The 20,373-nt window shown below is 65.8% G+C and carries 26 protein-coding genes; 24 read left to right on the top strand and 2 right to left on the bottom strand.

Annotated features, from left to right (window positions below; all coding sequences use genetic code 11):
- The first annotated feature begins 412 nt into the window (after positions 1 to 412).
- The 18 genes from AC5ZGW_RS19925 to AC5ZGW_RS19840 all read left to right on the top strand — a co-directional run bounded on the left by AC5ZGW_RS19925 (position 413) and on the right by AC5ZGW_RS19840 (position 12,946).
- Entirely contained in the window at positions 413 to 580 is a 168-nt protein-coding gene (locus AC5ZGW_RS19925) for a hypothetical protein (protein ID WP_165435109.1), read from the top strand.
- A gap of 141 nt (positions 581 to 721) precedes the next feature.
- Positions 722 to 1,162 (top strand): hypothetical protein, encoded by a 441-nt coding sequence (locus AC5ZGW_RS19920; RefSeq protein WP_130224793.1) that lies wholly within the window; start codon positions 722 to 724, stop codon positions 1,160 to 1,162.
- Positions 1,163 to 1,746: 584 nt separating this feature from the next.
- Complete coding sequence (locus AC5ZGW_RS19915; protein ID WP_130224716.1) at positions 1,747 to 2,070, top strand: DUF736 domain-containing protein; 324 nt, start codon at positions 1,747 to 1,749, stop codon at positions 2,068 to 2,070.
- A gap of 186 nt (positions 2,071 to 2,256) precedes the next feature.
- Entirely contained in the window at positions 2,257 to 2,511 is a 255-nt protein-coding gene (locus AC5ZGW_RS19910) for a helix-turn-helix domain-containing protein (RefSeq protein ID WP_130224714.1), read from the top strand.
- A gap of 102 nt (positions 2,512 to 2,613) precedes the next feature.
- The gene (locus tag AC5ZGW_RS19905) at positions 2,614 to 2,880 is read left to right on the top strand and encodes a DNA -binding domain-containing protein (protein ID WP_130224712.1); all 267 of its coding nucleotides are present in this window, start codon (positions 2,614 to 2,616) and stop codon (positions 2,878 to 2,880) included.
- A 111-nt stretch (positions 2,881 to 2,991) separates the two neighbouring features.
- Positions 2,992 to 3,300, top strand: a complete 309-nt coding sequence (locus tag AC5ZGW_RS19900) for a transcriptional regulator domain-containing protein (RefSeq protein WP_130224710.1) — start codon at positions 2,992 to 2,994, stop codon at positions 3,298 to 3,300.
- Entirely contained in the window at positions 3,200 to 3,766 is a 567-nt protein-coding gene (locus AC5ZGW_RS19895) for a DUF2285 domain-containing protein (protein ID WP_130224708.1), read from the top strand. The genes AC5ZGW_RS19900 and AC5ZGW_RS19895 overlap by 101 nt, the downstream gene beginning before the upstream one ends.
- A gap of 139 nt (positions 3,767 to 3,905) precedes the next feature.
- Complete coding sequence (locus AC5ZGW_RS19890; RefSeq protein ID WP_130224706.1) at positions 3,906 to 4,187, top strand: helix-turn-helix transcriptional regulator; 282 nt, start codon at positions 3,906 to 3,908, stop codon at positions 4,185 to 4,187.
- A gap of 19 nt (positions 4,188 to 4,206) precedes the next feature.
- Entirely contained in the window at positions 4,207 to 5,367 is a 1,161-nt protein-coding gene (locus AC5ZGW_RS19885) for a replication initiator protein A (RefSeq protein ID WP_130224704.1), read from the top strand.
- Complete coding sequence (gene parA, locus AC5ZGW_RS19880; protein ID WP_130224702.1) at positions 5,364 to 6,002, top strand: ParA family partition ATPase; 639 nt, start codon at positions 5,364 to 5,366, stop codon at positions 6,000 to 6,002. The genes AC5ZGW_RS19885 and parA overlap by 4 nt, the downstream gene beginning before the upstream one ends.
- Positions 5,999 to 6,253 carry a hypothetical protein gene (locus AC5ZGW_RS19875; protein ID WP_130224700.1) on the top strand — a complete coding sequence of 85 codons (255 nt, stop codon included), beginning with the start codon at positions 5,999 to 6,001 and terminating at the stop codon, positions 6,251 to 6,253. The genes parA and AC5ZGW_RS19875 overlap by 4 nt, the downstream gene beginning before the upstream one ends.
- Entirely contained in the window at positions 6,250 to 6,771 is a 522-nt protein-coding gene (locus tag AC5ZGW_RS19870; protein WP_130224698.1) for a DUF2840 domain-containing protein, read from the top strand. The genes AC5ZGW_RS19875 and AC5ZGW_RS19870 overlap by 4 nt, the downstream gene beginning before the upstream one ends.
- Positions 6,768 to 7,313 carry a S26 family signal peptidase gene (locus AC5ZGW_RS19865; protein ID WP_130224696.1) on the top strand — a complete coding sequence of 182 codons (546 nt, stop codon included), beginning with the start codon at positions 6,768 to 6,770 and terminating at the stop codon, positions 7,311 to 7,313. The genes AC5ZGW_RS19870 and AC5ZGW_RS19865 overlap by 4 nt, the downstream gene beginning before the upstream one ends.
- Before the next feature lie 68 nt (positions 7,314 to 7,381).
- On the top strand, positions 7,382 to 7,729 hold the full coding sequence (locus AC5ZGW_RS19860) for a DUF736 domain-containing protein (RefSeq protein WP_130224694.1): 348 nt from the start codon (positions 7,382 to 7,384) through the stop codon (positions 7,727 to 7,729).
- Positions 7,730 to 7,732: 3 nt separating this feature from the next.
- Positions 7,733 to 8,506 (top strand): lytic transglycosylase domain-containing protein, encoded by a 774-nt coding sequence (locus tag AC5ZGW_RS19855; RefSeq protein WP_130224692.1) that lies wholly within the window; start codon positions 7,733 to 7,735, stop codon positions 8,504 to 8,506.
- Positions 8,507 to 8,750: 244 nt separating this feature from the next.
- Positions 8,751 to 10,490 (top strand): relaxase/mobilization nuclease domain-containing protein, encoded by a 1,740-nt coding sequence (locus AC5ZGW_RS19850; protein WP_130224690.1) that lies wholly within the window; start codon positions 8,751 to 8,753, stop codon positions 10,488 to 10,490.
- Positions 10,491 to 10,514: 24 nt separating this feature from the next.
- Complete coding sequence (locus AC5ZGW_RS19845; protein WP_130224688.1) at positions 10,515 to 12,500, top strand: conjugal transfer protein TraG; 1,986 nt, start codon at positions 10,515 to 10,517, stop codon at positions 12,498 to 12,500.
- 8 nt (positions 12,501 to 12,508) lie between these two features.
- The gene (locus AC5ZGW_RS19840; RefSeq protein WP_130224686.1) at positions 12,509 to 12,946 is read left to right on the top strand and encodes a ribbon-helix-helix protein, CopG family; all 438 of its coding nucleotides are present in this window, start codon (positions 12,509 to 12,511) and stop codon (positions 12,944 to 12,946) included.
- 178 nt (positions 12,947 to 13,124) lie between these two features.
- Here AC5ZGW_RS19840 and AC5ZGW_RS19835 read toward each other — a convergent pair whose 3' ends face one another.
- Entirely contained in the window at positions 13,125 to 13,868 is a 744-nt protein-coding gene (locus tag AC5ZGW_RS19835) for an SDR family oxidoreductase (protein WP_130224684.1), read from the bottom strand.
- 96 nt (positions 13,869 to 13,964) lie between these two features.
- Between AC5ZGW_RS19835 and AC5ZGW_RS19830 the strand changes: the two genes are divergently transcribed.
- Positions 13,965 to 14,867 (top strand): AraC family transcriptional regulator, encoded by a 903-nt coding sequence (locus tag AC5ZGW_RS19830; RefSeq protein ID WP_130224682.1) that lies wholly within the window; start codon positions 13,965 to 13,967, stop codon positions 14,865 to 14,867.
- Positions 14,868 to 14,870: 3 nt separating this feature from the next.
- Here the strand turns inward: AC5ZGW_RS19830 and AC5ZGW_RS19825 are convergent, their stop codons facing one another.
- On the bottom strand, positions 14,871 to 15,347 hold the full coding sequence (locus AC5ZGW_RS19825; RefSeq protein WP_130224680.1) for an SRPBCC family protein: 477 nt from the start codon (positions 15,345 to 15,347) through the stop codon (positions 14,871 to 14,873).
- A gap of 166 nt (positions 15,348 to 15,513) precedes the next feature.
- Between AC5ZGW_RS19825 and trbB the strand changes: the two genes are divergently transcribed.
- Genes trbB through trbJ form a run of 5 tightly spaced genes read left to right on the top strand, consistent with a single transcriptional unit; the run spans position 15,514 to position 20,366 of the window.
- Entirely contained in the window at positions 15,514 to 16,530 is a 1,017-nt protein-coding gene (gene trbB / locus AC5ZGW_RS19820; protein ID WP_130224678.1) for a P-type conjugative transfer ATPase TrbB, read from the top strand.
- A gap of 50 nt (positions 16,531 to 16,580) precedes the next feature.
- Positions 16,581 to 16,874, top strand: coding sequence for a TrbC/VirB2 family type IV secretion system protein (locus tag AC5ZGW_RS19815; RefSeq protein WP_245474602.1), 294 nt, complete (start codon positions 16,581 to 16,583; stop codon positions 16,872 to 16,874).
- Positions 16,874 to 17,155: a VirB3 family type IV secretion system protein gene (locus tag AC5ZGW_RS19810; RefSeq protein ID WP_130224676.1), complete on the top strand. Its 282-nt coding sequence runs from the start codon at positions 16,874 to 16,876 to the stop codon at positions 17,153 to 17,155. The genes AC5ZGW_RS19815 and AC5ZGW_RS19810 overlap by 1 nt, the downstream gene beginning before the upstream one ends.
- Before the next feature lie 14 nt (positions 17,156 to 17,169).
- Positions 17,170 to 19,608 carry a conjugal transfer protein TrbE gene (gene trbE, locus AC5ZGW_RS19805; RefSeq protein ID WP_130224674.1) on the top strand — a complete coding sequence of 813 codons (2,439 nt, stop codon included), beginning with the start codon at positions 17,170 to 17,172 and terminating at the stop codon, positions 19,606 to 19,608.
- Positions 19,605 to 20,366, top strand: coding sequence for a P-type conjugative transfer protein TrbJ (gene trbJ / locus AC5ZGW_RS19800; RefSeq protein WP_130224672.1), 762 nt, complete (start codon positions 19,605 to 19,607; stop codon positions 20,364 to 20,366). The genes trbE and trbJ overlap by 4 nt, the downstream gene beginning before the upstream one ends.
- Positions 20,367 to 20,373 lie beyond the last annotated feature (7 nt).

Below are 20,373 nucleotides of genomic sequence, written 5' to 3'. Positions count from 1 at the left end.
TATTCGACCCAAGCCGGCTTGGTCCCGCCTCCGCGCGTCGAATGGATTATCAGCTACCTCCATCCGCACTTTCAACGTGGCGGATTTCAGCGAGAGGCGTCCAGATCATGGCCCCCTGGTCTCGCACGCGACGCATGCGAGGTCGGGCGTCACCTCGTTCAGGCAATACGGCTACACGTTCTTCACGCCTGAAACGTCCCGGCTCCTCGCTTGGACATGACCATAACCCGCTGAATAGCGCTGATCCTTGGTCCAGCCGCTGGCCTGACGCCATCAACCCATGAAGGGTCGGACTACGCTTGCGCGTGCCGCCGCTACGGCTTGGCCTACGCGGTGATTGCGGCCAGCGGCCGAACACATCGAGCGCCTGTCAGCGGGGGATGGTCCCCCGCTCCATACAGGAGCCGGATCGATGTCCCTCAACGACGCCCACGCCTTCGCCTTCAGCCTCGCCGCCACCCTTATGGTCGCCATCGTGATCTTTCGCGCGGGCGACGGCACGCTCTCGGTGACACCCGCGAACGAATACGACGGCGACTTCTCGGAGATCGTCCACGAGGTCGATCCCTTCGCACCATGACGGCGCGGCTCCCCTCCGGGCACGCGGAGACCCCCGCGGTTTCCGCTCCCGCCGGAGCACAGCTTTCGCTATGCTCCCGAGCGCGCCGTGGTGGTGGTGGAAGGCGCGACCGTCAGATTTTGCTCTTTCGGAGACACCACCATGATTATCCTCGGCATCATCCTGTCCTTCGCAGCCATCGGCGTCTTGTGCTGGTTGCTGTTCACACTCGCCGTCTTCGCACTGCCATTTTTTGCCGGTGTGACCGTCGGCACTTGGGCTTATCAATCTGGAGCTGGCTGGCTGGGCGCGATCCTCGTCGGCATGGTCGGCGCGGGCCTCACGCTCGGCGTGGGGCAGATCCTGCTCGGAATTGTCCGCCCGCTCTGGGTGCGCCTGTTGATTGCCCTCGCATTCGTCGCGCCTGCGGCGATCGCCGGCTACCACGCCACGCATGGCATCGTGAAACACACGATGCCGTCCGAGAGTTGGCAGCTCGTGTTCTCCGTCATCGGTGCAGCGGCGGTCGGCGTCACGGCGTTCGCGCGCGTCGCAGGCATGGCGGCCACCGGCCCGTCCAGCCAGGGCATTGCACGAGCCTGACACCGTTACGGAGCCGTCAGAGCAGGACCAGAGCGCGGAGGTCAGCCACCTCATCATTGCGCGCTGGAAATGGAGCAGCGTCACGCGGATCAGTGTGAGGCGCTATGCGACCATCCTCGCTGAGTTCGCGTGGGCCTGGTTCCGCCCCTCTGTGCCCTGGGGCGGGTCCACACCGCAATCGCTGGTGTTCTCTCCGATGGCCGGCCCGGAAACGAAGGCTCAAACTCGCCTGTCCGAGGGAAGAGCCGTTCCCGGTGAGCATCGGCCTGGACCTCTTGCGGTTACGAGCAGGTCGCCATGATCGTCCGTTCCTGATTGTCCCCAGACCGCCCCAAACGGCCTCTTCAATGGCCTGATCTGACCGAAGGACGGCTGCGCCTCGACCGCCTATGCCGCAACGACGCGTCCCGACTTTCTTCCCCTGCCGGCCAAGGCCGTCATTCCTCGCGAAGCAACAAAGTCGTTCCTGCGCCGTCCTCCGCTGTGCTCCGGTCGCAAGCGATGCGGCGTCGGTCGCCTCCGGCCTGTCGATCGCCATCGAGGCCGCAATGGAGCGGTCCCGAAAACGAAAACGGAGACTTACAATGGCGACCATCGGCACCTTCAAGAAGACCGGCTCGAACGAGTTCACCGGCGAAATCGTCACCCTCAGCGTCCAGGCCAAGGGCGTGCGCATCGTCCCCGACCAGCGCGCCACCGGCGAGAACGCCCCAAGCCACCGGGTTCTGGTCGGCCGCGCGGAAATCGGCGCGGCCTGGTCCAAGCGCTCCAACGAGGGCCGCGACTATCTGGGCCTCAAGCTCGACGATCCGAGCTTCAACGCTCCCATCTACGCCAACCTCTTCGACGACGAGGACGGCGACACCCATTCGCTGATCTGGTCCCGCCCGACCCGCCGCGGCGACTGAGCCCGAGCAAGGCCCCGGCCGAACAGGCCGGGGCCTTGCCCTTGTTTCAGACGCGAATCACCTCTGATGGCCAACTAGGGCTGGGCAGACCCTTCAAAGTCGAATTTCCTCGCAGCGGGCGCCAAGAACGACTATTATAGTCGTAGTTCTGGCAAACGTGTGGCCGTCGGTGGGAGGTGATCATGCATGATCACCGCCCGACAATCGCGGGCCGCACGCGCGTTGCTGGGGTGGACACAGGAGACGCTCGCTGACAAGGCCCGCACATCGCTGACCGCGCTCAAGCGCCTCGAGTCCGATAACGGGCTGGAGGTGTACGAGTCGACGCGCGATCAGGTGCGAAGGGCGCTTGAAACAGCCGGTATCGTCCTGCTTTCCACCGACAAGGGCGAAGGAGTGCTGCTGCTCCATGAGCGGGACGACCGGCCAACGAGGCGTTAGCGGCGCGGTGATCGCGTGGTGCACACCCGTCCATCGCACGTTGTCACAGCAATGCCGGGCACGAGTGTTAACGAATGCTTTCCGCGCGAATATAGTCGCCTGATGGAATCCGTGATGCCGCCGTTTCTCGACGCACCCCCGATCAGCCAGACCCTCACGGCCTATGACCGCGAGCATATGGTTCTCTATCTGCGCCTGCTCGATTCCTCGCGCGACGGAGCTGATTGGCGCGAAGCCGTCCAGATCCTCTTTGGCCTCGATCCGGCACGTGAACCGCAGCGGTGCCGCCAGGTCCATGACACGCATCTCGCCCGCGCGCAGTGGATGACCGAGCATGGCTATCGAGACTTGGTCCGCTCCGCACAGTGATCGCCGCGATGCCGTTTCGGCACCACCCTTTGCCGGCCTTCCGACTTCCGCTGAACAACCCAGCCGGGAATCCTGACCCTCCCACAAATTCAAAGACTAGGGAGGATCGCGATGACACCAGATGCTTCCGGCTGGCGCTCCTCGGAACGCTATGCGCACTTCGCCGACATGACCGCGTCCGACGTCGCGTGGGAATGGCTGCGTCGCAACGAATCCTACGACAGGGATTTTCAAGCGCTCGGCGACAGCGAAAGTGATCTGCGCACGCTGACCGACAGGATCGGGCAGCGGTGGGGGTTACGATTTCCCCGTAGACCCGATGCAGGCACCTCCCGAAGCGCAGGTGATCTGGCTTCCCCAGGAAGACACAAGCACCATCGTTCTTGGCGCACCTCCGGATATTCCATCCGCAAGCGCTGATCCCCAACCGACGATCGACGCCGCCGTCAGCGTCGACGTCGGCAGCGAGACCCATCTGGTTCTCGATCTTGGAAACGGGCAGCGCGTAGCGCTTGTTCATCCCTCCGCTACACGACCCGCCAAACCTCTCGGCGCCTTCATCCCGCTCGGCCTGGAAGGCTTCGACCGACTTGAATCCGTCGGCCGCTTGCTCTCCGCCCTCCATGCCCGCGCCATACCGCCCGACACCCGACTGACACGGCAGCAACGTGCTCGGCTATGCCGGATGCTGCAAGCATTCGACGGTCATCGTGCTGGAGCCACGCAGCAGGAAATCGCTCAGGTGGTACTCCGGACCGCCGCCCTCGATCGCGACGACTGGCAGGCGTCTTCCGCCCGCCACGCCATCAAATCGCTCCTTCGAGACGCTCGCGCCATGATCGCCGGCGGCTATCGCGCACTGCTTCGACATCGCCGACAATCCTAAGCGGACTCCCACCGGCTGGCGGTGGGCGAATTTGATACCCCCCAAATTCGCCCTGCATCTCGCCGGCCCTGCTTCGCCAACGTGGCCTTCGTTACCCGCCGCTTCCCGGCGGCCCCAATGAACCCACGGAGGCCCTCCCATGCGACCTGATCTCGCCGTTCTCCCGCCGCGCTACCTGCGTACCAAGGAAGCCGCCGAATTCCTCAGCCTGTCGGCCCGCACCCTCGAAAAGCATCGGACTTACGGAACGGGTCCGGCCTATCGCAAGCTCGGCGGCCGCGTCGTCTATGCGGTCAACGATCTTGAGGCCTGGGCCGAGCGCGGCGCCGTCACCTCCACCTCCGATCCGCGCGGCAGCGTGCTTCCGGCCAAGCGCCATACGCCTGCGCCGCCGGCACATGCCGGACGATACGCGCGCTGACCGCCCCCGGGATTCCCGAATGGCGGCGCGACACCACTCCCTCTCGGAGCGCGGGCAGCTCGATCTGTTCCGTGCGCTCCCCGGCGAGTTCGCAGCCCGAGACGCGCAGGATCTCATGGCCTATCCGTTTTTCTCCCTCTCCAAATCGCACCGCGTCGCGCCGATCGACTTCGCCGCCGGCGATGTATCGATCCGCGTCGAGGCCGTGCCCGATCACGGCATGGCGACTATCTGGGACGCCGACATCCTCATCTGGGCGGCGAGCCAGATCGTCGAGGCGCGTGACGCCGGCCTGCGCACGTCGCGCCTGATGGTCGCCACGCCCTATGAAATTCTCAAGTTCATCGGCCGCGGCACATCCTTGCGCGACTATCAGCGCCTGAAGGCCGCGCTCGACCGCCTGCAATCGACGACGGTCTGCACCTCGATCCGCCAGCCCGCTGAAGGGCGGCGTCACCGCTTCTCGTGGATCAACGAGTGGAAGGAACGCGCCAACCGCAACGGCAAGCCGGACGGCATCGAGATGATAGTGCCCGACTGGTTTTACCAGGCCGTTCTCGACGACGCGCTCGTGTTGACGATCGACCGGGCCTATTTTGATCTGACGGGCGGGCTCGATCGCTGGCTCTATCGCCTGGTGCGCAAGCACGGCGGGCGCCAGCGCAATGGCTGGCGATTCGACTTTCGCCACCTCCATCAGAAGTCCGGCGCGTTGTCGCCGTTCAAACGCTTCGCCTTCGAGCTGCGCGACATCATCCGTTGCCAGCCGCTTCCCGGCTACACGCTGTTCCTGGAGATCGAGGCTGGCGGCCGGACGTTGCTCGCTTTCGAGCGGACGCCGCCCTGTGGAAAAGCTGTGAAAGGCTTCGTGCCACCGGGAACCCGAAGGCGCGTGCCATCAGGAACCGGCCGCTCGTGCCAACGGGAACCGAAACACGGCCTAACCCACGACAGCAGAACCGAAAATCGCGCCCCTAACTTAGAATCTAACAGAGAATCTAACTTTGAAGAGCGCGCGCGCGAGGTGGAAAACCTCGTCCGGCAGGCTGCGAACGCACTCAGCGCCACCGGCAAACGGCGCACCAGCAGCACCGATCTCACCAACGCTGACGCAGCGAGAAACGGGACTTCCGGCGCCCCGCAGCTTCCCTTCGGTCCACGCTCGGGAGGCCGCCGATGATCGTGGCCCTCCTCAACCAGAAGGGCGGCGTCGGCAAGACGACGCTGGCGTTGCACCTCGCCGGCGAATGGGCCGGTAGGGGAAAGCGGGTCACGCTGGTCGATGCGGACCCGCAGGGCTCGGCGCTCGACTGGTCGCAGCAACGCGCCCGCGAGCACGCGCCGCGCCTGTTCGGCGTCGTCGGGCTGGCGCGCGATACGCTCCATCGTGAAGCGCCCGAACTGGCGCGCGATGTCGATCATGTCGTCATTGACGGGCCGCCGCGCGTCGCCGGGTTGATGCGTTCCGCGCTGCTTGCGGCCGATCTCGTGCTGATCCCGGTCCAACCGTCACCGCTCGACGGCTGGGCCTCGGCCGAGATGCTGGCGCTCCTGTCGGAGGCGCGCATCTATCGGCCCGAGCTTCGCGCCCGTTTCGTCCTCAATCGCTGCGGTGCGCGCACCGTGATCGCCCGCGAGACGGCCGAGACGCTCGCCGACCACGATCCGCCCCTGCTGCGCACGACGATCGGACAGCGCGTCATCTACGCCGACGCCGCGCAATCGGGCCGGCTCGCTTTCGAGATCGACGACGACGGTCCCGCCGCGCGCGAGATCGCGGCGCTCGTCACCGAGATCGAAAGGATCGCGCCATGAGCGAGCGATCCGAACGGCGCGGCTTCGCATCGCGCCCGACCAATCCGGACGCCTGGATCAAGGCTGCCGATGCCCCAGCGACCCGTGCGGCGGACGGTGAAGCCTTCACAGCTCGCCTAACGATCGACGTTACGCCGGAGCTGCGCGGACGCATCAAGATCGCCGCTTTCCGGCGCGGCGTCACCGTCGCCGACATGCTGCGCGATCTGCTCGCGCGCGAATTCCTACCCATCGAAGGAGACCCCTCATGACCGGCATCGCGGCCTTCCGCATGCGCGGCGGCCCGTCGCCGACCGCGCTCCCGCACGACAATCTCACCCATGTCGAGCTGACTTGGGTGGAGAAGAAGATCGAGAACTGGATCCGCTTCGGCACACACGCCCACGAACAGATCCTCGATCGACGGCGACGCGTCCTGTCGTACCGCCCCGGCGCGGTCTTCGCCTTCGTCCGCTGGGCGTCAAACGACTTCGGCACGATCATCTCGCGCATCGACATTGTGCGCGCCGTCGCGCGGGGCGAAACCTATCAGACGCTGCCGTTCGTCCGCCCCGGCGGCGACATTCTGCTGAAGATCGAGAGCTGGCCCAAGGTCGAGCGCGTGCTGCAGGTGATCGACGTCATCGAGCGCATCGGCATCGATCCCGAAGCGGTCTCGCCCGATCATTGGCGTCACGTCCACAACCGGCTGACCGCCGGACATGAGCCGCGCACCTACACGCTCGACCATCATCGCGCGTTCTTGGCTCGCCGGAGGGCGGAGCCATGAGTCGCGCCGGACTGCTCCTCGCAACGGCGCTCGCAGCGCTTGGTGTTGGCTATCCCGGTCTCACGCCGATGCCGACCAAGCTGGTGTGGAACGCATCGGCGAGCGCGCCGATCGGCCTCTATTCGATCGACTTCGACGGCCCCTTCGAGGTCACCGATCTCGTTGCGGTCGATGCGCCCGAGCCGCTCGCGCCCTTTCTCGCCGAGCGCGGCTATCTGCCCAAGGGCGTGCCGCTGATGAAGCGCATCCTTGCCGTTTCCGGGCAGACCGTTTGCCGCTCGAACCTCACCATCACAGTGGATGGTGTCGAGGTCGGCGCTGCCCTCGAACGCGACCGCGCCGGTCGTGATCTTCCCGTCTGGCAGGGCTGCCGCCGCGTCCATACCGGCGAAATCTTCCTGATGAACTGGCAGGTCCGCGACAGTTTCGATGGCCGCTACTTCGGCCTCGTCTCGACCGACCAGATCATCGGCCGCGCGATTCCATTGTGGACCGACGAAGACGGCAGCGGCCGCTTCGAATGGCGTGCCCCGACACGCTGACCGCTTCCCCATCGACGGGAGCGGTGCTCGCCGATGGCCTTCCCAACCTCACCGCCAAGGAGACTCTCATGCCCCAGATTGGCGAATTCACGCGCGACGAGGCCGGCTTCATCGGACACCTCGGGACGCTCTTACTGCATCCGGACATCATCATCGTCGCGGCAGAACCGTCCGACGCGGAGAACGCACCCGATTATCGCGTTCATCTCTTCGACGGCATGAATAACGAGCCGGGCCCGGAGATCGGCGCGGGATGGAAACGCACCGGCGAGAAGGCCGGCGAATACGTCGCGCTGCTGATCGACGATCCGACATTCCCGTATCCGGTCCGCGCCAACCTGTTTCGTGATGACGATGCCGGCAACGCCTGGTCGCTGCACTGGTCGCGCCAGCGCGATCGCGGCGAGAAGGATTGAGCGATGCTTGGCTCTCGCCAAACGCCGAGCCATCCGAGTGCGTCCGGGTCGCTTCGCGCTGCCCGGCGCATGGCTCTCCTTCTCCTTTCCGGCCTTATCTTCGCGAGCGTCATGCCTGCCATCACGTTGGCTCAGGGCTTGGCCGTCGCCCGACCGTCGCCCCGCGATGCCTATGCCGATCACATTGCCGAGGCGTCGCGGCGCTTCGGCGTTCCGATCGCATGGATCAGGGCGGTGATGCGTGCCGAAAGCGCCGGCGATCCGCGCGCGCTTTCGCGGAAGGGCGCGATGGGTCTGATGCAGATCATGCCGGAGACATGGGCGGGCTTGCGCCTTCGCCACCGTCTCGGCGCCGATCCCTATGATCCGCATGACAACATCATCGCCGGCGCTGGCTATATCCGCGAGCTGTTCGACCGCTACGGATCGCCCGGTTGGATCGCCGCCTACAACGCCGGTCCTGGCCGCTACGAGGACTCGCTGAAGGGCCGCGTGCTGCCTGCGGAAACGCGCGCCTATGTCGCCATGGTCGCGCCTTCCGCGGACGGCGGCGATGCGGCCGGCCCGATCGTGGTCGCCACGGCCGATCCCTTGGCCTGGACACGCGCGCCGTTGTTCATCGCGCAGTTGGACCGCAGACCGGCCGCCGATCCCGTGCCGGCCGCGCGCACTTCCGATGCCGGGGTGACGACATCAACCGTGCGCGATGTTTCCGCAATCGTGCCGCAGTCAGGCGGTCTGTTCGTCGCCCGTGCTGGTGAAGGGACCGCACGATGAGCGGCCCGGTTCCCGATCGCACGATAGCGGGCTCCAGCGTGTCATGGGGTGCGTTGAGGGCGGAGACAGGCAACACAACCGGACGATGGCGAGATAAAAAGCCGCGAGGTGCGGCGTCGGTCGGTTGTGCTGTTTCAATAGGTTATGGCCCGCTTTCGCGAGGTACGGGATTTCCGCGCACCTCGCGACGACGCCTGTTCCTCCGCGATTTCATGCGCTTGACGCGATGTGCGGGCTCTCGGCCATGAGCGGCGAGGACGATTTCCGCATCCGGCCTGGTCGCATCCGCTCATCCAGCGCGCAACGCGCCCGCCCCTTCATCGCGCAGGCGCTCGCCGCCGCGCAGAAGGCCGGTGCGCGTGTGTCGCGCTCCGGCCGGATCACCTCCGGCAACCGCTCGACCTTCGGGCGCGGCCGCACGGCGAGCGTGCGCGCCAATCGTCTGCTGACCGGCCGCTCGCGCATCGTCGTCATCAAGACGCGGCTCGTTCGCCATCACGCGCGCGCCGCGCCACTTGCCGCCCATCTGAGCTATCTGCGCCGCGAGGGCGTCACCCGTGACGGGGAGAAGGCCCGGCTGTTCGGGCCGGAGACCGATGACGTCGATGGTCGCGGCTTCGCCGAGCGATGCCAGGAAGACCGGCATCACTTCCGCTTCATCGTCTCGCCGGAGGACGCGGTCGACATGGCGGACCTCAAATCCTTCGCCCGCGATCTGATGGGGCAGATGGAAAAGGATCTCGGCACCAAGCTCGATTGGGCCGCGGTCGATCACTGGAACACCGACAACCCGCACGTCCACATCATCCTGCGCGGCCGCGCCGATGACGGGCAGGACCTCGTCATCGCGCGCGACTACATCAAGGAAGGGATGCGCGCCCGCGCGGCCGATCTGGTCACGCAGGAATTGGGGCCGCGCACCGACCTCGACATCCGTCGCAATCTGGAGCGTCAGGTCGAGGCGGAGCGCTGGACCCAGCTCGATCGGCAGCTTGTTCGCGACGGCCGCGACGGAGGCGTCATCGACATGGCGCCCGATCCGAGCATCCGGCCTGACGAGTATCACGCTCTGAAGGTTGGCCGGCTTCGCAAGCTGGAAAACCTTGGCCTCGCCGAGCAGGTCGGTCCCGGCCAATGGAGGATCGACGGCAGGGCCGAGGCGACGCTGCGCGAGCTCGGCGAGCGCGGCGACATCATCAAGCGGATGCACCGGGCGCTGACCGAGCGCGGCATCGAACGCGGCTCGGCCAGCTATGTTCTTGCTGCCGAAGGTCTCGACACGCCGATCATCGGCCGGCTGATCGATCGCGGCCTCGACGACGAGCTGAAGGGCACTGCCTATGCCGTGGTCGATGGTGTCGATGGCCGCACCCATCATATCAAGCTTCCCGACCTCGATGCGGCCGGCGACGGTGCGCCGGGTTCGGTCGTCGAGCTGCGCAGGTTTGATGACGCGCAGGGGCAGCGGCGCGTCGCGATCGCCGTGCGCTCCGATCTCGATATCGACCGCCAGATCACGGCGTCAGGCGCGACCTGGCTCGACCGGCAGAATATCGCCCGCGAGCCGGCTGCGCTGTCCGAGGGTGGGTTCGGCGCCGAGGTTCGGCAAGCCTTGGAGCGCCGGGCCGATCATCTGGTCGAACAGGGCTTCGGCGAGCGTCATGGCCAGCGCGTCACTTTTACACGCAACCTGATCGACACGCTGCGTCGCCGCGAGTTGGAGGCGCTTGGTGAGAAGCTCGCCGCCGAGACCGGCCAGCCGTTCAATCGCGCGGCCAGCGGCGAATATGTCGCCGGGTCCTACCGCCAGCGCTTCACGCTCGCGTCGGGACGGTTCGCCATGTTGGATGACGGTCTCGGCTTCCAGCTCGTGCCGTGGACGCCCTCCCTCGAAAAGCAACTCGGCAAGCACGTCTCCGGCGTCGCCCGCGATGACGGCGGCATCGACTGGAGCTTCGGCCGCAAGCGCGGCCTCGGCCTCTGATCCCTCGCAGAAAGACCCATCGGTATGTCCGCTACGAAAATTCTCTGGGGCCAGATCCTCACCGTTTTCGCCATCGTGCTCATCACGACCTGGGGCGCGACCGAGTGGGTCGCCTGGCGGCTCGCCTTCCAGCCCGAGCTGGGGCAACCATGGTTCCGGCTGCTCGGGTTTCCCTTCTATCTGCCGCCCTCCTTCTTCTGGTGGTGGTACGGCTTCGATGCCTATGCGCCGGCGATCTTTGTCGAGGGCGCCTACATCGCGGCGTCGGGCGGCTTCATCTCGATCGCGGTCGCCATCGGCATGTCGGTCTGGCGGGCGCGCGAAGCCAAGAAGGTGGAGACCTATGGCTCGGCGCGATGGGCCGAACGGCAAGAGGTGCAGGCCGCCGGTCTGCTCGGCGCCGACGGCGTCGTGCTCGGCCGATATGATCGCGACTATCTCCGCCACAACGGGCCGGAGCATGTGCTGTGCTTCGCGCCTACCCGCAGCGGCAAGGGCGTCGGACTGGTGGTGCCGTCGCTGTTGACCTGGCCCGGCTCGGCCATCGTCCACGACATCAAGGGCGAGAACTGGACGCTCACCGCCGGCTTCCGCGCCAAGCATGGCTGCGTGCTACTGTTCAATCCGACCAACGCCAAATCGTCGGCCTACAATCCGCTGCTCGAGGTGCGCCGCGGTGAATGGGAAGTCCGAGACGTTCAGAACATCGCTGACATCCTGGTCGATCCCGAAGGCTCATTGGAGAAGCGCAACCACTGGGAAAAGACCAGCCATGCGTTGCTGGTCGGCGCGATCCTCCACGTCCTCTATGCAGAGGACGACAAGACACTCGCCGGCGTCGCGGCATTTCTGTCGGACCCGAAGCGCCCGATCGAGTCCACCCTCGCGGCGATGATGAAGACGGCACATCTCGGTGAAGCCGGCCCGCATCCCGTCATCGCCAGCGCGGCGCGCGAGCTGCTCAACAAGAGCGACAACGAGCGATCGGGCGTGCTGAGCACCGCCATGTCGTTCCTCGGCCTCTACCGTGATCCCGTCGTCGCCAAGGTGACGCGGCGCTGCGACTGGCGCATCACCGACATCGTGGGCGGCAAACATCCGACGACGCTCTACCTTGTCGTGCCGCCCTCCGACATCAATCGCACCAAACCGCTGATCCGCCTGATCCTCAATCAGGTCGGCCGCCGCCTGACGGAGGATCTGCAGGCGAAGGCCGGCCGCCATCGGCTGCTGCTGATGCTGGACGAGTTTCCGGCCCTTGGGCGGCTCGACTTCTTCGAGTCCGCGCTGGCCTTCATGGCGGGCTATGGCCTCAAGAGCTTCCTGATCGCCCAGAGCCTGAACCAGATCGAGAAGGCCTACGGAGCGAACAATTCGATCCTCGACAACTGCCATGTGCGCGTCAGCTTCGCCACGAACGACGAACGCACTGCCAAGCGCGTGTCAGACGCGCTCGGCACCGCGACCGAGATGAAGGCGATGCGGAACTATGCCGGACATCGGCTCTCGCCCTGGCTCGGGCACCTCATGGTCTCGCGCTCGGAGACGGCCCGCCAGTTGCTCACACCCGGTGAGATCATGCAGCTCCCGCCGACCGACGAGATCGTCATGGTCGCGGGCACGCCACCGATCCGAGCGAAGAAGGCGCGCTACTACGAGGACGCCCGCTTCAAAGAGCGCATCCTGCCGCCGCCAGCGCTCGCGCAAGCGAAACAAGGTCATACTGACGATTGGACCGCGCTCCCGCTCCCGGCTCGACCTGTGATCGCCGAAGCGAAGCCGGGGACGGAGACGGGCGACGAAGATCCGACCGAGTCCGAGCGTCGCCAGCAGCCCGAATTGGACCGCGTGAAGCCTGTCGAGAAGAAGGCGCCGATCGAGAATGAGTTCGAGATCGGCCTTGCCGACGAGGCCGAGGATGACGCCGCCCGCAACAGCCGGATGAACCGACTGATGCAGGGTGTCGCGCGTCAGGTCTCGCTCGATCCCGGTGATGGGATGGAGCTGTGAGGGTCGTCATGACGAAATCCGCGAAGAAACAGCGATTGTCCGTCTATCTCGAGCCCTCCGTGATGCGCCGCCTCGCCGAGCATGCCGCGCGCCGCGATCATTCGCGATCGCTGATCGCGGAAGCCGCCATCGAATCCTTCCTCTCCCCGGATGCGGCTGAACGACAGGAGGCGGCGATTACCAAGCGCCTCGACCAGCTCGATCGCCGCATGACGCGGATGGAACGCGATGTCGGCATCTCCGTCGAGATGCTGGCGGTGTTCGTGCGGTTTTGGGTCGCGACGACGCCGGCCTTGCCGGAACCTGCCGCGCAAGCTGCACGTGCAAAGGCCGGCGAGCGCTACGATCAATTCGTCACCGCGCTCGGCCGTCGCCTCGCAAAGGGGCCGAAGCTACGGCAGGAGATTTCCGAAGACGTCGGTGACGATGACGCCGCTCGCGATTGAGGGAGAATGCTTCGCGCTGCATTCTGGTGGATGGTAAGATGCCCGGTGATCCTGTGTTCCGAGGTCGCGGCATAGTCGCCCGCCACGGCTTCGAGCGCTTCGGGCGCGAGCCTGTCAGCCTCGTACAGGATGAACGGATCGGCCCATCCTTGGCGAAGTCCTGCGCTGAGGGGATACCTCAGCGCTGCTGCGCCAACGCCATCGCGTCGGGTCCGGCCGGAAAGCGGAGTTGCCCGGAGGTGTCGTTGGCCGCGCGCCATACGGCGTCGGCGACATCGGATTCCGTCGTCACCATGGCGGGCTTCGCGAAGGCCGCGAAGATCGGCGCCGCGAATGCGGCATAGGCTTCGGGGATCAGATCCTCCACACGCACCTCGGTATTCGCGGTGAACCGGGTGCTCGGCGCATAGCCAGGCTCTACCAACTTGGCGCGCACGTCGAATGCGCCGAGTTCATGCGCCAACGAGCCGGTGAAACCCTCGATCGCCATCTTGCTGGCGGTATAGGCCGCCGCGAGCGGCATCGGCGCGAGCGTCACGCTGGAGGTGACATTGACGATGACACCCGATTTGCGGGCACGAAATTGCGGGATGACGGCCTGGGTCATCGCCATGACGCCGAAGGTATTGGTCTCGAACACCTTGCGGACGTGCGACATGGGTGTGGCCTCGAACGCGCCGACGATGCCGATCCCGGCATTGTTTACCAGCGCGTCGATCGGCCCGGCTGCCTCAAGGCAGGCGGCAATGCTGTCGGGCCGAGTGACGTCGAGCGGCAGGACGCGCAGGCGGTCGGACTTCGGCAAGATATCTGCGCGCGGGGTCCGCATGGTGGCGATGACGGTCCAGCCTTCGTCATGGAAATGGCGGGCGGTTTGCAGGCCGTAGCCTGACGAAGCGCCGGTGATGAGCACGGTGGTCATGGGAGTGTTCCTCTTTCGTGTTGACGAAAGAGGGATAGCGGGCAATATCAGGACTATCATCAATCTTTAATCCGAATTAAGTTTGCGATAGTCCAAATGTCCGATCCGCTCACTCAGGTTATAGAACTACTGCGCCCGCGCGCGATCTTCTCGAAAGGCATCAGCGGCGCCGGCCGATGGGCCGTGCGTTACTCCGCGTTCGGCCATCCTGGCTTTTGCGCCGTTCTGGAAGGACGTTGTCGCCTGATGGTCGATGGCGAAGAGCCCGCCACGCTGGAACAAGGCGATTTCGTGCTGCTGCCGGCAACACCTGCCTTCACCATGGCCGGGTTCGAGCCGGCGATCCCGGCGCTTGTTGATCCCGTGGCGATGCCAGTTCCGTCCGAGGAGGTGCGGCACGGCCGCGCCGATGGCCCGCCTGACGTCCAACTCCTTGGCGGCTACTTTGCGTTCGACACGCCGGACGCGGAACAGTTGGTCCCCCTGTTGCCGAGCATGATTCATATTCGCGGCATCGAGCGGTTGACGACGCTGGTGCGGCTGGTCGCCGAGGAAGCACAGGCGGAAAATGTCGGCCGTGAGCTCGTTCTGACGCGCCTCGTGGAAATCTTGCTCGTCGAAGCGCTGCGAACATCGCGCGACAAGGATACGCCGCCCGGCCTGCTGCGCGGGCTTTCGGATCAGCGCGTCGCCAAGGCGTTGCGTGACATGCACGCCGATCCACGACGCGCCTGGACCGTGGTAGAACTCGCGGACGCGGCCGGCATGTCGCGCTCATCCTTCTTCGACCGTTTCACCCGCGTGGTCGGCTTACGCCCGATGGAATATCTAATGGCCTGGCGGATGGCCCTTGCCAAGGACATGCTCCGCCATGAGGACATGGCGCTCGATGAGGTCGCGCGTCGCGTCGGTTACGGGTCGGCAAGCACTTTCAGCACCGCCTTCAGCCGTCATGTCGGACAGCCGCCGGGGCGATACGCACGCGCGGCGCTGAACTGAAGACTACTCGACGAACTGAGCCAGATTTTCGAGCGTCGAACGCAGGCCGATGTCGTGGTCAGCCTCGCTGATCCCCGCCGGCACGTTCTCGGCCACGATCGAAACATTGGTTCCGCCCGGCGCTGGGGAAAGGCTCCATGTCATCCGCATTTCGCCGGCGAAGGCCGGATCGTCCGACTGAAACGTCACGATCTGAACGACGCGATGATTTGGGATCAACTCAGCGAAGCGACCTTCGACGACATCAGTGTCGTCGGAGGTTTTGCCTGCGCTAGCATGATCCCTGCGATAGGTCAGCGCCATCCTGTAGGTACCACCTGGCCGGGCGTCGAACTCGTAGATGTGGCCGGTCATGCCATCTGGCGGAAGCCACTGCGGCCATGCCGTGGGGTCAATAAACGCACGATAGATCACGTCCGCGCTGGCGGCGATGAAGCGCGTCGCTGAGTCGGTTCTTCCATGGTCGATATTCGCCGTCATTGATCGCTCGCCTCGCGCTACCCGATATCCCGCACCGCCGTTCTCCTGTATTTGCACGCTACACTACTACGCCGATGAATCTTTGTTGAATCGGCCCAAAATCAGGCCCTTTTAATCATCCCCGTCCGGGGAAGGACTGTCTCGACCCCGATGGAACGGGGGTCATGTGGCGGCTTCACATCAACATGCGGAAGGTATCGCGCGCGGCGCACGGATGCTGCGTACTGCGCTCGGGCCTGCGATCGCCCGCTATCTCGACGACCCCAGCATCGTTGAAGTGATGCTCAACCCCGATGGGCGGCTCTGGATCGACCGCCTGTCCGAAGGTCTTTCCGACACAGGTGAGCGTCTGTCGGCGGCGGACGGCGAACGCATCGTTCGCTTGGTCGCGCACCATGTCGGCGCCGAAGTTCACGCCGGCGCACCGCGCGTCTCGGCCGAGTTGCCGGAAACGGGAGAGCGATTCGAGGGCCTGCTGCCGCCAGTTGTCGCAGCGCCGGCCTTCGCGATCCGCAAGCCTGCTGTCGCTGTCTTCACGCTCGACGACTACGTCCGCGCCGGGATCATGTCGGCCGGACAGGCCGAGACGCTGCGCCAGGGCGTGGCCTCTCGCGCCAACGTCCTCGTCGCCGGCGGGACATCTACCGGCAAGACGACGCTCACCAACGCGCTGCTCGCCGAGGTCGCGAAGACCACCGATCGTGTCGTCATCATCGAGGATACGCGCGAGCTACAATGCGCCGCGCCGAACCTCGTGGCGATGCGCACCAAAGACGGCGTCGCCTCGCTCTCCGATCTCGTTCGCTCGTCGCTGCGCCTGCGCCCCGATCGCATTCCGGTCGGCGAGGTGCGCGGAGCCGAGGCGCTGGAACTGCTCAAGGCGTGGGGCACCGGCCACCCAGGCGGCGTCGGCACGATCCACGCCGGCAGCGCGATTGGTGCGCTGCGCCGGATGGAGCAGCTCATCCAGGAGGCTGTGGTCACTGTCCCGCGCGCGCTGATCGCCGAGACGATCGACATCGTTGCCGTCCTCTCCGGCCGCGGCTCCGCGCGCCGACTCTCCGAACTCGCACGCGTCGAGGGCCTCGGCCCCGACGGCGACTACCGCGTCGAGCCAGCCGTCATCGAGGGCGACGGCGGCACGACCTCGCTCACTCGAAGCCCTGAAGGAGAAAGCCTGTGATCCAACGCTTGCGCCCAATGCGCCTGCATCAAGTGCGCCAACGTCTCGCCATGACCGTTTCCGTCGCCACGGTGTCGGTCGTGACGGCCGCGCCCGCCCACGCCTCCGGCTCGTCGATGCCGTGGGAGCAACCACTGCAGCAGATCCTGCAGTCGATCGAAGGCCCCGTGTCCAAGATCATCGCGGTGATCATCATCATCGTCACCGGCCTGACGCTCGCCTTCGGCGACACGTCCGGCGGCTTCCGACGGCTGATCCAGATAGTGTTCGGTCTCTCGATCGCCTTCGCCGCGTCGAGCTTCTTCCTGTCGTTCTTCTCGTTCGGCGGCGGGGCGCTGGTCTGATGACGGGCGTTGTAGAACAGAGCGGTGAGGTCCCGGGTTACGCGGTCCCCGTTCACCGGGCGCTGACCGAGCCGATCCTGCTCGGCGGCGCCCCGCGCGCCATCGCCATCATGAACGGGACGCTCGCTGGCGCCGTCGGCCTGGGGCTGCGCCTCTGGCTGGTCGGCATCGCCATCTGGGCGATCGGCCATGTCGCGGCGGTTTGGGCGGCGAAGCGCGACCCGCTCTTCGTCGACGTGGTGCGCCGCCATCTGCGCGTCCCCGCTTACCTCTCGGTCTGACGGGGAACGCGCCGATGATGAACCTCGCCGAATATCGCAACCGCAACAGCCGGCTCGCCGACTTCCTGCCCTGGGTGGCATTGGTCGGCGCGGGCATCGTCCTCAACAAGGACGGCAGTTTCCAGCGGACCGCCCGGTTTCGCGGCCCCGATCTCGACAGCGCCGTCCCGGCCGAGTTGGTCGCCGTCGCCGGCCGCCTTAACAATGCCTTCCGCCGTCTCGGCACCGGCTGGGCGATCTTCGTCGAGGCCCAGCGCCATGCCTCGAACCTCTATCCCGACAGCCGCTTTCCCGATCCCGCCTCGGCACTGGTCGATGCCGAGCGCAGGGCGGACTTCGAAGAGGCCGGCGCGCATTTCGAGTCGAGCTACTCCCTGACCTTCACCTATCTGCCGCCGGCCGAAGACGCTGCACGCGCGGAATCCTGGCTCTATGAAGGCCGGGAAAAGTCAGGCGTCGACCCCAACGAGGTGATGACCGGGTTCGCCGATCGCACCGATCGCATCCTGCGCTTGGTCGAAGCCTTCATGCCCGAATGCCGCTGGCTCGATGACGCGGAGACGCTCACCTATCTCCACGGCTGCGTCTCGACCAATCGCCATCGGGTCCGCGTCCCCGAAACGCCGATCTATCTCGACGCGCTGCTCGCCGACCAGCCGCTCACCGGCGGGCTCGAGCCGCGCCTTGGCGCGTCGCATCTGCGCATCCTCACCGTCACAGGCTTTCCAACGGCGACGACGCCTGGCCTGCTCGACGAGCTGAACCGTCTCGCATTTCCGTATCGTTGGTCGACGCGCGCGATCCTGCTCGACAAGACCGACGCGACCAAGCTGCTGACCAAGATCCGCCGGCAATGGTTCGCCAAGCGCAAGTCGATCGCCGCGATCCTCAAGGAGGTGATGACCAACGAGGCCTCCGTCCTCGTGGACACCGACGCCGCGAACAAGGCCGCCGATGCCGACATGGCGCTCCAGGAGCTTGGCGCCGACTATGCCGGGATGGCCTACGTCACCGCGACGGTGACGGTGTGGGACGAGGATCCGCGCGCTGCCGACGAGAAGCTGCGCCTGGTCGAGAAGGTCATTCAGGGCCGCGACTTCACCGCCATGCCCGAGACCATCAACGCGGTGGACGCCTGGCTCGGATCATTGCCCGGCCACGTCTATGCGAACGTCCGCCAGCCGCCGATTTCCACGCTCAATCTCGCCCACATGATCCCGCTATCGGCGGTGTGGGCGGGGCCGGAACGGGACGAGCATTTTGCAGCGCCCCCACTGCTCTTCGGCAAGACCGAAGGCTCGACCCCGTTCCGGCTTTCGCTTCACGTCGGCGACGTCGGCCACACGCTGATCGTCGGCCCAACCGGCGCGGGCAAGTCGGTCCTGCTGGCACTGATGGCGCTGCAGTTCAGACGCTATGCCCGCGCCCAAGTCTTCGCCTTCGACTTCGGCGGCTCGATCCGCGCGGCGGCGCTCGGCATGGGCGGCGATTGGCATGACCTCGGCGGCGATCTCAGCGACGGCGCGACCGATAGCGTCAGCCTTCAACCGCTCGCTCGCGTTCATGACGTGCCCGAGCGCGCTTGGGCGGGCGACTGGATCGTATCGATCCTGACCCGCGAGGGCGTGGCGATCACGCCCGAGGTGAAGGAGCATATCTGGACGGCGCTGACCTCGCTGGCATCGGCGCCCGTCGAGGAGCGCACGATCACCGGCCTGGTCGTGCTGCTCCAGTCGAACGATCTCAAACAGGCGCTCAGGCCCTATTGCGTCGGCGGTCCCTACGGCCGGCTGCTCGACGCCGAGCGCGAGTATCTTGGCTCGGCGTTCGTTCAAGCGTTCGAGACTGAAGGGCTGATCGGCACCGGCGCGGCGCCGGCGGTTCTCTCCTATCTTTTCCATCGGATCGAAGATCGGCTCGACGGTTCGCCGACTCTTCTCATCATCGACGAGGGCTGGCTGGCGCTGGACGATGACGGCTTCGCCGGCCAGCTCCGCGAATGGCTGAAGACGCTGCGCAAGAAAAACGCCAGCGTCATCTTCGCCACGCAATCGCTCAGCGATATCGACGGCTCGGCAATCGCGCCCGCCATCATCGAAAGCTGCCAGACCCGGCTCCTGCTGCCGAACGAGCGCGCAATCGAGCCGCAGATCACGGCGATCTATCGCCGCTTCGGCCTCAACGACCGCCAGATCGAGATCATCGCGCGGGCAATGCCCAAGCGCGACTACTACTGCCAGTCGCGGCGCGGCAACCGACTGTTCGAGCTCGGCCTGTCCGATGTCGCGCTCGCGCTCTGCGCCGCGTCGTCGAAGACCGACCAGGCGGCCATCGCCCGCATCGTCGCCAAACACGGCCGCGACGGCTTCCTCGCCGCCTGGCTCGATCACCGTGAAGTCGGCTGGGCCGCCGATCTCATCCCCACGCTCACCAACAAGGAGACGTCCCAATGAAACTGCGCAATTCCCGCGCAGCGCGTTTTGCTGCCGCCCTGCTATCCGCTCCCGTCGCGATCACGCCCATGCTCGCGACGCCCGCGCATGCCATCTTCGTATTCGATCCATCGAACTATGCGCAGAACGTGCTGACAGCGTCGCGATCGCTCCAGCAGATCACCAACCAGATCACCTCGCTACAGAACGAAGCGCAGATGCTGATCAACCAGGCACGCAACCTTGCGAGCCTGCCGTTCTCGTCGCTGCAGCAGCTTCAACAGTCCGTTCAGCGCACGCAGCAGCTTCTCAACCAGGCGCAGAATATCGCCTACGACGTCCAGCAGATCGACCGGATGTTCCAGCAGAAATACGGGAACGTCTCGCTGTCGGCCTCAGACCAGCAACTCGTCACCGATGCGCACTCGCGCTGGCAGAACACGGTCGGTGGCCTGCAGGATGCGATGCGGGTGCAGGCAGGCGTCGTCGGCAACATCGACACCAACCGCACGCAGATGTCTGCGCTGATCGGCCAGAGCCAGGGCGCGACAGGTGCGCTGCAGGCGACGCAGGCCGGCAACCAGCTCCTCGCGCTCCAGGCTCAGCAACTCGCGGATCTCACCGCCGTCGTCGCCGCCAACGGTCGGGCGCAAGCCTTGCAGTCGGCCGAGCAGGCCGCCGCCGCCGAACAGGGCCGCGAGCAGCGCCGGCGGTTCCTGACGCCGGGCTCGGGCTATCAGCCCGGCAACGCCCGCATGTTCCCGAACAGCGGCAACTAAGGCTGGC

It is taken from the genome of Bradyrhizobium sp. Crot121, from assembly GCF_059512385.1.
The sequence above is the reverse complement of the archived record's forward strand: the minus strand, read 5'-3'. Positions and strand labels throughout refer to the sequence as shown.